Here is a 12,125-nt window from a genome sequence, read left to right as displayed (position 1 = left end):
CCTCTTCTGTTCCCCGAGGCTTTGCCCATGCCTGAACTCGCCTTCTCCCGCCGCGCGGCACTGCGCGGCCTCGGTGCCGCCGGCCTGTTCGCGGCCCTCGCCGGCTGCGGTGTGCCGGCTGCCTACGTCCCCGAGGACCGTCGGGGAGGCCAGGACCGCTCCGACCGGGACAAGAAGGTCGCCTTCTCCAACTGGCCGCTGTACATCGACACCGATGACGAGGACGAGGAGCGCCGTCCCACGCTGGACGCCTTCTCGGAGAAGACCGGCATCGAGGTCCGGTACACCGAGGAGATCAACGACAACGACGAGTTCTTCGGCAAGGTCAGCCCGGCCCTGATGAACCGCCAGGAGACCGGCCACGACCTGGTGGTGGTCAGCGACTGGATGGCCGCCCGCTTCGTCCACCTGGGCTGGGCCCAGAAGATGGACCGGTCGGCGCAGCCCAACGTGGCCGCCCACCTGGACCCGCAGCTTGGGTCCCCCGCCTTCGACGAGGGCCGCCTGCACACCGTCCCGTGGCAGTCGGGGATCACCGGCATCGCCTACAACCGCAAGGCCCTGGGCCGGGAGATCAAGTCCGTCAAGGACCTGTGGCACCCGGACCTGGCGGGTAAGGTCACCCTCTTCTCCGGTCTGGACGAGTCCTTCGCCCTGCTGATGCAGGGTGACGGCGTGGACGTCACCCGGTGGACCGAGTCCGACTTCCACCGGATGTGCGACCAGGTGCAGAGCATGGTGAAGAAGAAGCACATTCGCCGCTTCACCGGCAACGACTACACCTCCGATCTGAGCAAGGGCGACGTCCTGGCCTGCCAGGCGTACTCCGGCGACGCCATCCAGCTCCAGGCCGACAATCCCGACATCGAGTTCGTTGTCCCGGAGGAGGGCGCCGAGCTCTGGGCGGAGAGCCTGCTCGTTCCCAACCTGGCCCGGCACAAGGCCAACGCCGAGGCCCTGGTCGACTACTACTACGCCCCGGAGGTGGCCGCCGAGCTCGCCGCCGCCGTCAACTACGTCTGCCCGGTCCCGGCTGCCCGCGAGGTGCTGGCCGGCTCCGACGACAAGGAGACCGCCGCACTCGCCGAGAACCCGCTGATCTTCCCCGACGGGGAGATGCGCAAACGGCTCGTCGTGGCCCGGGACATCTCCTCGGCCGAGCGCCGCTCCCTCGCCCGGCGCTGGAACGCCATCGTCGGTCTCTGAGTGCCGGGCGGAGCCGAATGATCACGGTCCCGCCACGGAACTGAACGCGTTCAGAGATTCGGCTGAACGTGTTCAGAAACGGGCGTACGCTTCCTTCCATGAGCGAGAGAAGCGCCCTTCAGCGGCGGATCCGTGCCTGGCTGGTCCTGTTCATCGTCTGCCTCGTGCTCAGCGGTCTCACCGCCTTCCCCCTGGTCAGCGAATTGCACTGGGCCAACTCCCTCGTGTCCCACACATGGCTGCGGCGGGTGGGGGAAGGGCTGGACCGGGCCGATGCGGACTATCCGTTCCTCCTCTACGGCACCGACTGGCTTGCCTTCGCCCACCTGGTGATCGCGGTCTTCTTCTACGGAGTCCACCGCGACCCCGTCCGCAACATCTGGATCGTCGAAGCCGGCATGATCGCCTGTGCCGGCGTGATCCCCCTGGCCCTGATCTGCGGCCCCATCCGGGGCATCCCCTTCGGGTGGAGCGTCATCGACATGTCGTTCGGCGTCTTCGGGGTCATACCCCTGCTGGTACTCCGCCGCATGATCAAGCGCCTCGAGGCAATGCCCCCCGACGGCTACCTGGCGAAGGCCGCCGCGACGATCCCGTAGGCCACCTTGTTCATGTCCTGGCCCTTGGCGTCGGTGGAGTTGACCGAGTAGACGAGGGTGCGCGAGAGATCGCGCGCCCCGCCGATCACGGTGCTGTAGCCGTACCGGGAGCCCGTCTTGCCGTAGACCGCCGTGCCGTCCGGCAGGACGAACCGCTTCAGCCCCGCGGTCTGCACGGCCTCCTCCCCGGACTCGAAGTCCGACACCGCGGGCACCGTGAACATCTCCTCCAGTTGGGCCTTCGGCACCACCCTGCCGCCGAACAGGGCCTCGGTGAACTTCTCCAGGTCCGCCGTGGTCGATATCAGGTCCCCGGCGGCCCAGTTGGAGGAGGAGTTCCACTCGGTCACATCGACCAGCGAGGTCTCGCCGCCGGGCTTCTGCACTGCCTGGTAGCCGTGGTGGTGCGGGGCCGGTATCCGGTTCTCCCGACGCGACGGAACCGAAGTGTGGTGCAGACCCAGCGTCTTGAGGATCCGGGCGGACAGGGCCTGCTCGTATGTCGTCCCCGTCAGCTTCTCGATCAGCACGCCCAGGATCGTGTAGTCGATGTTGAGGTAGTGCTGCTTCTCGCCCGGCCGGAACTCGGGCCCCTTCGCCACCGCTTCGGCGATCAGCGCATGCGGGTCGACCACGTCGAACCGGTGGGTGTACTGCGCCTCGAACGAGTCCCCCGGGCCCTCGGCCGGCTGGATGCCGCTCGTGTAGTTCAGCAACTGCCGCACGCTGATGGGCTCGAAGCCCTTCGGCCCGGCCGGCAGCAGCCCCGGCAGATACTGCTGTACCGGCTCGTCCAGACCGACCTTGCCCTCGGCGGCCAGCTGGAGCACCACCGCCGCCGTGAAGGTCTTGGTCACCGAACCCGCCCGGAACCGGGCGCCGTCGAGCGCCTTGCGTCCGGTGCGGACATCGGCCACGCCGGAACTGCCCACCCAGCGCCCGCTCGTACCGCCCACCCGGACCAGCGCGGCCGTCGCATCCTTGCTGTCCGGACCGACGCCGGCGATCGCCTTCCGCAGCGCCGCCGCGTCGGGCGGGGTCGTGTAGACGGGCGGCGCCGTGCCGTCAGGGGTCACGGGCTCAGCCGCCGGTGCGGTCACCGGCCCGGGCGCCGGGGCGGCATGGGCGACGGCCGGTCCAACCGCAATGCCCAGAACCAGAGCGGTGGCGATCAGTGTGCGCGTACGGACTTTCATGGTGGGAACCCCCCTGTGAGTCATCGGGCCCCAGCGGCCCGATGACTCAATGCTGCAGGTCAGAGGGGTGTTCGCGGATCACCACAGAGAGGGGTCTTCACCGGTACGACAACTCACCGGTGCGAGGGATCCGACCGCCGGCTTCTCACTCCCCAGAGGGAGATACCCCAGAGCCAGCTCCGGCCCCTGTCCCGGCCCCGGTCCCAGCCCCTGTCCCGGCAGCGATCAGGCCCGTCTCGTACGCGCAGATCACCGCCTGGATCCGGTCCCGCAGCCCCAGCTTCGCCAGCACATGGCCCACGTGCGACTTCACCGTGTGCTCACTCACCACCAGCGCGGCAGCGATCTCCGCATTCGACAGCCCCCGCCCCAGATGCAGCAGCGTCTCCCGCTCCCGCGGCGTCAGTACCTCCAGCCGCTGCGCGGGCAGCGCCCCCGCGGCCGCCGGCCGCGCCGTCGCCGCCGTGTACTCCTCGATCAGCCGCCGCGCCACCGAAGGCGCCAGCAGCGACTCGCCCGCCGCCACCACCCGTACGGCATGCACCAGGTCGTCCCGCCGCACGTCCTTCAGCAGGAACCCGCTCGCCCCCGCGTGCAGCGCCTCGTACACGTACTCGTCCGAGTCGAAGGTCGTCAGCATCACCGTCCGGCACGAGGTCCCGGCCGAGATCGCCCGGCACGCCTCGATCCCGTCGAGCACCGGCATTCGGATGTCCAGCAGCGCCACGTCCGGCCTCAGCTCCCGCACAGCCGCCACCGCCGCCGCGCCGTCCCCGGCCTCCGCGACGACCTCGACGTCCTCCTGCGCGTCCAGGATCATCGCGAAACCGCTGCGCACCAGCTCCTGGTCATCGGCCACCACCACACGGATCGTCAACGCCCCACCTCCAGCGGCGAGGTTACAAGGACGACGTGCACCGAGAACCCCCGGCCTCCGGGCCCCGGACCGCACTCCGCCGTACCGCCGTGCGCCGCCGCCCGCTCCCGGATCCCGATCAGTCCGTGCCCGCCGCCGGGCCCGCCGGCAGCAGCTCCCGGAACCGGGCCCTGCCCGTCGTCCGTCACCGTCACCGTGAGCGACTCCGTCCCGTACTCCAGCCGTACGGACACCGCCGAAGCCCCGGCGTGCTTCACCACGTTCGTCAGCGCCTCCTGCACCACCCGGTGCACCGTCGCCTCCAGCGCCGCGGGCAGCGCGCGCACCGCGCCCGTCCGCTCGTACGACACCTGCGGCCCGCTGTCCCGGACCCGCTCCAGCAGCCCCGGCAGCTCCTCGATCCCGGGCTGCGGCGTGCGCGGCGCCGCCCGCTCCGTGCCGTCCGTCCGCAGCACCCCCAGCATCGTCCGCAGTTGCGCCATCGCGTCCCGCCCCGTCTCGGCGATCGCGTCGAAGGCCGCCTCCGCCCGCTCCGGGGCCCTGCGCACCGCGACCGGACCGGCCTCCGCCTGCACGATCATGATGCTGACCGCGTGCGAGAGGATGTCGTGCATCTCCCGTGCGATCCGGGCCCGTTCGCGCGCCGCGGCCTGCTCCGCCTCGATCCGGTTCGCCCGCTCCAGCTCGGCGGCCCGCGCCTCGATCGCCGCCGTGTAGGCCTGGCGGGTGTACTGGAGCCGCCCCAGCGCATACGCCGCCGCGAAGACGAACAGCGCGAACAACAGCTCCCTGGCCGTTCCGGTGTTGAGCGCCACGGAGGCGAGGATCAGCCCCGTCAGGGTCACACCCATCGTGATCCGCACCCGGGCCGGGCACAGGAGCGCCATCGTGTACACGCCGATCAGCGGGGCGTACGGCAGGGGTTGCCCGGGGCCGTCCAGCGCCAGCGTGTAGACCGAGCCGGCCGCGACCATCCCGAAGATCGCCGACACGGGCGCGCGCCGCCGCCACACCAGCGGCACATTGCCCAGCGTGGTCAGCAGGTACGCCGTCCAGGTGGCCGGCGAATCCAGCGGATCGCGGGGCACGACGAACGGAATCGTCGTCGCCACCTGCACCAGCAGCGTCAGTCCCAGGTCCTGCCACCGCGGATCCGCCTGCCGGATCCGCTCCCCCCAGGCGCGTATCACCGGCTGGGCAGCCCGAACTCGGCCCGTACGCCGGCCAGCGCGTCCACCCGGTTGGTGGTGACGGAGTCCACCCCGGCCGCGATCAGCCTGCGCATCGTCCGCGTGGTGTCCGCCGTCCAGGCCGAGACGAGCAGGCCGTCCCGGTGCAGGGCGTCCGTCAGTTCCCGGCTGACCAGCCCGAAGCGGTAGTTGAGCCAGGTCGGCGCCACCGCGTCGATGAGCACCCGGCGCGGCGGCGCCAGCGTGGTCCACGTCAGCGCGATCTCCGCGCCCGGATCGGCGGCGCGCACGGCCAGCATGGTGTCCGGCCCCGCGCTGTAGTACGTACGCTCGCGCGCCCCGCACTCCCGGACCTGGCCGACGACCGTCCGTACGGATTCGGGCGTCGCGCCCGGCAGGTCGATCATCACCCGGCCCGCACCCGCCGCCATCAGGGCCTCGCGCAGCGTCGGGATCCCACCGTCCGTCAACTCCTTCAGCTGCGGGGCCGTGACGGCGTCGAGCCGCACGTCATGGCCCCACAGCCGCTGGAGCGTCTCGTCGTGGAGCAGCACCGCCTCCCCGTCGCGGGTCAGCCGTACGTCGATCTCGACCGCGTCCGCTCCGCGTGCGAAGGCCGAGCGGATCGAGGGCAGGGTGTTCTCACGGACACGGTAGGGATCGCCGCGGTGGCCGACGGCAGTCAGGGTGCGCATGAATGCCATTGTCGGCGTTCCCCGCAGTCCGTCAGCGCGCCAGCCAGGCGTCGGTGTACGTGTCGATCTCCGCGTTGATCTTCGCCTTGCCGGCCTCGTCCAGGAAGGAGGCCTCGACGGCGTTCTTGGCCAGCTGTGCGAGCCCGCGCTCGTCGAGGTCGAGCAGCCGCGCGGCGACCGCGTACTCGTTGTTGAGGTCCGAGCCGAACATCGGCGGGTCGTCGCTGTTGATGGTGACGAGCACGCCCGCCTGCACCATCTCCTTGACGGGGTGCAGATCCAGGTCGGTCACGGCGCGCGTGGCGATGTTGGAGGTCGGGCAGACCTCAAGCGCGATCCGGTGCTCGGCGAGGTACGCGAGGAGCTCCGGGTCCTGGGTGGCGCTGGTGCCGTGGCCGATGCGCTCGGCGCCGAGGTCGCGGATCGAGTCCCAGATGGTCTCCGGGCCGGTGGTCTCGCCGGCGTGCGGCACGCTGTGCAGGCCCGCTGCCCGGGCGGCGTCGAAGTACGGCTTGAACTGCGGGCGCGGGACGCCGATCTCGGGGCCGCCGAGGCCGAAGGAGACCAGGCCCTCCGGGCGCAGTTCGACGGCGAGGCGCGCGGTCTCGGCGGCGGCCTCCAGGCCGGCTTCGCCCGGGATGTCGAAGCACCAGCGCAGGATGACGCCGAGCTCGGTCTCGGCGGCCTTGCGGGCGTCCTCGATGGCCTCCATGAAGGCCTTTTCGTCGATGCCGCGACGGGTGGAGGAGTACGGGGTGATGGTCAGCTCGGCGTAGCGGATGTTCTGCCGGGCCATGTCGCGGGCGACTTCGAAGGTCAGGGTGCGCACGTCGTCGGGGGTGCGGACCAGGTCGACGACGGAGAGGTAGACCTCGATGAAGTGCGCGAAGTCGGTGAACGTGAAGTAGTCGGCGAGTGCCTCGGGGTCGGTGGGGACCTTGGAGTCGGGGTGGCGGGAGGCGAGTTCGGCGACGATGCGCGGGGAGGCCGAACCGACGTGGTGGACATGGAGTTCCGCCTTGGGCAGCCCTGCGATGAAGGGGTTCAGGTCGGGCATGAGGGAGCCTCCGGGAGGGACGCGGGTGCGGACAGATCGGGCTTCATCGTAGGCAGCTCCGGGACTGTCGGCGGCAGCGCTTAGCATGGCCGTACGAGAGGGGGGCGCCGCATGACCGATCAGAGCCCTGAGCCGAGGGACCCGTGGGCGCCGCCGGAGCGGCCGGCGGTGGAACTCGGCAAACCGCAGGCCACGTCGGGCGTGTCGGGTCCGCCGTCCGTGCACGACCAGCCGACGATCGCGGGGATGCCGGGGGCCGACTTCCCGCCGGCGCAGATACCGGGGCCGGCGCCGATACAGGCTCCTGCGGCCACGTCCGAGCCGGCCGCGGTGCTGCCGCCCGCGTACGGGTATCCGGCCCAGCCGGATCCCGGGGGCTACGCGTACCCCGGACCGCCGCCGGCGCAGGCGACGTACGGGTACCCGGGCTATCAGGGATACCCCGGGTACCCCGCCTATCCGCAGAAGAGCAACGGCTTCGGCGTCACCGCTCTCGTCCTCGGCATCATCGGCGTGGTCACCTGTTACCTGGGCGTCCTGTTCGGGGTCCCGGCGGTCATCTTCGGCGCCCTGGGCCGCGGCAAGGCCCGGCGCGGTGAGGCCGACAACGGCTCGATGGCACTGGCCGGCATCATCCTGGGCTCGGTCAGCATCCTGATCAGCATTCTGATGATCGCGCTCGTGATCGCCGGGGTCCTGCTCGGTGACCGGGGCAGCGATTCCGACTTCGACGGCCCGGCCTCGCCGACGCGGATCCGCGAGAACGTCTGACACAGCGGCCGCGGGCGACAGGCCACAGGCTGCAGAGAACACGGCACAGGGCCGGGACCGGGCATACGCTGCCCGCTCCCGGCCCTGTGCCGTCCGGCGGCCTGTGTCTGTCTGTCCGTCCGTCAGTCCGTACCGGGGCCTACGCCACCCACGGCCAGTCGGCGTCCCGGCCGCCCTCGATCAGGGACACCATGCGGAAGGCTGCATCGGTGAGCCCGCCGAAGGTGTGCCGGTTCCCGGACCCGGAGGGCGCGTGGCCCGCCCGGTACCCGGCCAGGTTCCAGGTGTACACGGGGACCTCGTCGGGGACGAGGGCCGTCGGGTCACCGCCGTACTGGTACGTGGCCTGCTCGTCCGTGACGATCAGGACCCGGTCGTGCCCCTTGTAGTACCGCCGCACCGCCTCGGCGGTGTAGGTGCCGCCGAGGTCCTCGAACCGCTCCAGCACCTTCAGTACGGACTCGCCCCGGTCGTACGGGACCTGCTTGCTGTCCGTGCCGAACTGCACCAGGTCCGCATCCTCGGCGCGCAGCGCCAGCGCCGTGCCGAACACGGCCGCCGCGTCCGCCCGGTTGAGCTGCGAACGGTCCGACAGCGGAGCCCACATCGACCCCGAGCGGTCCACGAGGACCAGCGTCCGGCCGGGCAGGGCCGGTACGTTGGCCAGAGAGTGGCCGAGTGCCTGCTCCAGCGGGTACGCCCAGCGCAGCGAGGGCGCGTGCTGGTAGGCGGCCAGGTAGCGGAACGGGAACTGCCGGGACCGGGCGACGACCTCCGGGTCGGAGACCTTCGCCGCGACCTGCGCGGCCACCGCGTCCGAGACACCGGCCTGGTCGAAGTTGCGCAGGTTCCGCAGCAGCGCCATCGCGCCCATGGACGGGATGACCGCCTCCCAGGCGGCCGCGTCCATCGGCCCCTGGAGCCAGCCGGCCAGCGCCTCCCAGGTCATGCCCGCGGCGGCGAGCCGCTCGGCCCCGTCCGGCGCGGTGACCGCGGCCCGGCGCTCCTCCACCGGCAGCTCCATGAGCTCCCGGTGGGCGACCAGGGTGCGGTTGCCGGCAGGGACCTGCGCCGTCTCGGGGTGGTGCCGCCGGTCGAGGGCGTACCGGAACAGCTCGCCCTGCCAGGCCTTGGCGGGATCGGGGGAGGCGTGCACGAGGTTCAGCACGTCGCCGAAACGGAAGCCCTTGGACGAGGTGTCGTACTTCAGCAGCGAGGTGCCGGAGTAGAGCCTGCGGACGGCATCCGCGACACCGCGCTTGACCGGCTTGGGCACGTTCCGCCCGTACGTCGCGGTCCAGTAGGCCAGCAGTTCACCGGGCTCGTCCGCGCGCCGCAGTACGGAGTCCACGACCTGGCGGTTCGAAGGCCCCTCCGTGGCTCCGGCGTCGAGCCGCGCCTTGACGTACTCGGCCGCTCCGACCAGCGAGGCGGTCCGCATGTTCGCGTCGGTGCGCAGCCAGCCGAGCAGGCCGGCGGTCCACGCGGGGTCCTCGACGGCGAGGCGGCGCACGAGTGCGGAGAACCGGTCGTCGCGGGCCTCGCCGCTCTCGTGGAACGTCCGCTGCGTCACGAAGTTGGCGACGGCGAGCAGGAACAGCTCGGAGCGCGGGTCGCGGGCGAAGCCGCGGCTGCCCTGGTGGTTGGCGGTGCGGCCGGTGGAGCGCACGGGCGAGGTGGGCGCGGCGGCCGCGGGTGCGGCCTTGGACGCGCGGCGCAGGTTGAAGCGAGCCATGTGAATCCCCCCGAATTCAGCGGAACGTGGGGGAGGCGTGACGTGCGGGATGCCCGAGATCAGAGTCGGCGACGGACTTATATCCAGGCGAGCTGCCAAGCTGCTCCACCGGCCGGAGCCGGGCGGGATTCGAACCCGCGACCTCCTGGTCCCCGAAGTAACCGTCGCCTGTGCACCGGGCATCCCACACGCGTGCCTCCCGAGATCAAGGTGGCGGCGGCTTGGGATTCTTGGGAAAGAAGGAGCCGCAGCCCGCGCACCGGGAGGTGCGTGACGTAGGTGTCCAGAGTTCGAGGTCGGCGAAACCACGTGCTGCTCTGCCAACTGAGCTACACCGGCCCGGAAGCCGGTGGCGGGACTCGAACCCGCGACCTGCCCATTAAGAGTGGAAGTAGGTCTCGCCTGCGCACCTGGACGAGTCCTACGGTAGGCGGCCCGCTCGCCCGTCCGCCACGCATTTAAGATCCCGTCCGGCCGAGGTCAGGCGGCGTCCGTACGCAGCCGGTCGCGGGCCTCCATCAGGGCGAAGCCCAGCAGGTTCAGACCGCGCCAGCGGGACGGGTCGAGGGCGCGCTCGTCGTCCGCCGCCAGCCCGATGCCCCAGATGCGGTCCATCGGGCTCGCCTCCACCAGCACGCGGTTCCCGGTGGACAGCAGGTACGAGCGCAGCTGGGGGGTCGAGGCGAACTTGTGCACGCTGCCCTCCACCACCAACGCGAACCGCTCCTGCTCCCATATCGCCGCATCGAAGCCGCGCACCAGCCGCCCGACTTTCTTGGCCTGCGCCGGAGTCCGCGCCTCCAGCGCTGCGCGCTCCGCCTCGGGGTCGCCGAACAGCCGAGCCTTGCCGGCCATCATCCAGTGCTCGGCCGTGGCATAGCGGACATCACCCACGGTGAACTCGGACGGCCACCACTGGCTCATGCAGCTGGGCCCGAGCGTCCCGTCCGGACGCGGCCGGTGCCCCCAGAACGGCAGGTACTTCACCCGCTCACCGCGGCTGACCTGCTCGATCAACTTGTCGATCATCTCCATGCACGCGAGTGTGGCAGTCGCCACTGACACTTCGTACGGGATTTGGGACGCGCCTCGACACATGGTCGACCGATTCCGTCGCGTAATCAAAAGGCAACAACGGAATCACTTGGCGGTGGGGACCACCTCTGCCAGGATCGGCACTCAATTCGAGCTGAAGCTACGGAGAGCGTGAGAGCGTCATGGGTAATCGCTTCCAGGTCAAGGACCGCTTCGCACAGGGCGCGCAGCACATCGACGGGCAGCTCAGGTCCGGTACCTCCGGCCGGTCGCACACCATCGTGAACCCTGCGACGGGCGAGGAGGTGCTCACGTACGAGCTCGCCTCCACCGCCGACGTCGACGCGGCCGTGGCCGCCGCCAAGCGGGCCTTCCCGGCCTGGGCCGCGGCCACTCCCGGTGAGCGTTCGGACGCCCTGCACCGGCTTGCCGCCGTGCTGGCCGAGCAGGCGGAGGACTTCGCGTACGCCGAGTCCCTGCAGTGCGGCAAGCCGATCAAGCTGTCCACCGAGTTCGACGTACCGGGGACCATCGACAACACCGCCTTCTTCGCGGGCGCCGCCCGGCATCTGCAGGGGCAGGCGGCAGCTGAGTACTCAGGAGACCACACCTCCTACGTGCGCCGCGAGGCCATCGGGGTCGTCGGCTCCATCGCGCCCTGGAACTATCCCCTCCAGATGGCCGCCTGGAAGATCCTCCCGGCGATCGCCGCGGGCAACACGATCGTCCTCAAGCCCGCCGAGCTGACCCCGCTCACCTCCCTGATGTTCGCCCAGGCGGCCAAGGACGCGGGCCTGCCCGACGGCGTGGTCAACATCGTCACCGGCGCGGGCCGGGACGCGGGCGAGCACCTGGTCGGGCACCCGGACGTGGTCATGACCTCCTTCACCGGCTCCACCGCCGTCGGCAAGCGGGTCGCCGAGATCGCCACCGCCACCGTCAAGCGGCTCCACCTGGAGCTCGGCGGCAAGGCGCCCTTCCTGGTCTTCGACGACGCCGACCTGGAGGCCGCCGCGCACGGCGCCGTCGCCGCGTCCCTGATCAACACCGGCCAGGACTGCACCGCCGCCACCCGCGCGTACGTCCAGCGCCCCCTGCACGACGCCTTCGTCGCCCGCGTGTCCGAGCTGATGGAGACCGTCCGCCTCGGCGACCCCTTCGACCCGGCCACCGACCTCGGCCCCCTGGTCTCGCACGCCCAGCGGGACCGGGTCGCCGGCTTCGTGGAGCGCGCCCGCGGCTACGCCACCGTCGTCACCGGCGGCGAGATCCCGGGGGGCGAGCTCGCCGAGGGCGCGTACTACCGGCCCACCCTCGTCTCCGGCGCCGCCCAGGACAGCGAGGTCGTCCAGTCCGAGATCTTCGGCCCGGTCCTCGTCGTCCTGCCCTTCGACACCGACGACGAGGGCATCGAGCTGGCCAACGACACCCCGTACGGCCTCGCCGCCTCCGCCTGGAGCCGCGACGTCTACCGGGCCGGCCGGGCCACCCGCGAGATCAAGGCGGGCTGCGTCTGGGTCAACGACCACATTCCGATCATCAGCGAGATGCCTCACGGCGGCTACAAGGCGAGTGGCTTCGGAAAGGACATGAGCGCCTACTCCTTCGAGGAGTACACGCAGGTCAAGCACGTGATGTACGACAACACGGCGGTGGCCGCGAAGGACTGGCACCGCACCATCTTCGGGGACCGCATCTAGGGGGTGTCCGGCGGATCAGGGTCGGATAGGCCCTGATCCGCCGGACACCCGCAAACCGTCCACG

At 71.0% G+C, this 12,125-nt stretch carries 11 protein-coding genes; 4 read left to right on the top strand and 7 right to left on the bottom strand.

All coding sequences use genetic code 11. The annotated features are described in order from the left end of the window. The first annotated feature begins 27 nt into the window (after positions 1–27). A complete protein-coding gene (locus AB0M76_RS35045; protein ID WP_365956802.1) occupies positions 28–1,206 on the top strand; it encodes a spermidine/putrescine ABC transporter substrate-binding protein in 1,179 nt (392 codons plus the stop codon). Between the two features lie 98 nt (positions 1,207–1,304). Further along, positions 1,305–1,805, top strand: coding sequence for a hypothetical protein (locus AB0M76_RS35040; protein WP_365956801.1), 501 nt, complete (start codon positions 1,305–1,307; stop codon positions 1,803–1,805). Here AB0M76_RS35040 and AB0M76_RS35035 read toward each other — a convergent pair. The 5 genes from AB0M76_RS35035 to AB0M76_RS35015 all read right to left on the bottom strand — a co-directional run bounded on the left by AB0M76_RS35035 (position 1,772) and on the right by AB0M76_RS35015 (position 6,820). Continuing rightward, on the bottom strand, positions 1,772–3,001 hold the full coding sequence (locus AB0M76_RS35035) for a serine hydrolase domain-containing protein (RefSeq protein WP_365956800.1): 1,230 nt from the start codon (positions 2,999–3,001) through the stop codon (positions 1,772–1,774). The two genes, AB0M76_RS35040 and AB0M76_RS35035, sit on opposite strands and share 34 nt — an antisense overlap. A gap of 145 nt (positions 3,002–3,146) precedes the next feature. Continuing rightward, positions 3,147–3,878 carry a response regulator transcription factor gene (locus AB0M76_RS35030; RefSeq protein WP_365956799.1) on the bottom strand — a complete coding sequence of 244 codons (732 nt, stop codon included), beginning with the start codon at positions 3,876–3,878 and terminating at the stop codon, positions 3,147–3,149. Next, on the bottom strand, positions 3,875–5,068 hold the full coding sequence (locus tag AB0M76_RS35025) for a histidine kinase (RefSeq protein ID WP_365956798.1): 1,194 nt from the start codon (positions 5,066–5,068) through the stop codon (positions 3,875–3,877). Before AB0M76_RS35025 ends, AB0M76_RS35030 begins: the two co-directional genes overlap by 4 nt. Then, positions 5,065–5,772 (bottom strand): glycerophosphodiester phosphodiesterase, encoded by a 708-nt coding sequence (locus AB0M76_RS35020; protein ID WP_365956797.1) that lies wholly within the window; start codon positions 5,770–5,772, stop codon positions 5,065–5,067. The genes AB0M76_RS35025 and AB0M76_RS35020 overlap by 4 nt, the downstream gene beginning before the upstream one ends. A gap of 22 nt (positions 5,773–5,794) precedes the next feature. Further along, positions 5,795–6,820 carry an adenosine deaminase gene (locus AB0M76_RS35015; protein ID WP_266663245.1) on the bottom strand — a complete coding sequence of 342 codons (1,026 nt, stop codon included), beginning with the start codon at positions 6,818–6,820 and terminating at the stop codon, positions 5,795–5,797. A 111-nt stretch (positions 6,821–6,931) separates the two neighbouring features. On the opposite strand from AB0M76_RS35015, the gene AB0M76_RS35010 reads away from it, so the two are divergent. Beyond that, entirely contained in the window at positions 6,932–7,591 is a 660-nt protein-coding gene (locus AB0M76_RS35010; RefSeq protein ID WP_365956796.1) for a DUF4190 domain-containing protein, read from the top strand. A gap of 139 nt (positions 7,592–7,730) precedes the next feature. Here AB0M76_RS35010 and AB0M76_RS35005 read toward each other — a convergent pair whose 3' ends face one another. Together AB0M76_RS35005 and AB0M76_RS35000 are read right to left on the bottom strand one after the other, a co-directional pair. Continuing rightward, positions 7,731–9,326 carry a TROVE domain-containing protein gene (locus AB0M76_RS35005; protein ID WP_365956795.1) on the bottom strand — a complete coding sequence of 532 codons (1,596 nt, stop codon included), beginning with the start codon at positions 9,324–9,326 and terminating at the stop codon, positions 7,731–7,733. A gap of 480 nt (positions 9,327–9,806) precedes the next feature. After that, positions 9,807–10,361, bottom strand: coding sequence for an NADAR family protein (locus AB0M76_RS35000; protein ID WP_365956794.1), 555 nt, complete (start codon positions 10,359–10,361; stop codon positions 9,807–9,809). Between the two features lie 182 nt (positions 10,362–10,543). Here AB0M76_RS35000 and AB0M76_RS34995 point away from each other — a divergent pair, with 182 nt between their 5' ends. Next, positions 10,544–12,061, top strand: coding sequence for a gamma-aminobutyraldehyde dehydrogenase (locus AB0M76_RS34995; RefSeq protein WP_365956793.1), 1,518 nt, complete (start codon positions 10,544–10,546; stop codon positions 12,059–12,061). Positions 12,062–12,125 lie beyond the last annotated feature (64 nt).

Origin of the sequence: Streptomyces sp. NPDC051364 (assembly GCF_040682115.1) — a bacterium.
GTDB lineage: Bacteria > Actinomycetota > Actinomycetes > Streptomycetales > Streptomycetaceae > Streptomyces.
The sequence above is the reverse complement of the archived record's forward strand: the minus strand, read 5'-3'. Positions and strand labels throughout refer to the sequence as shown.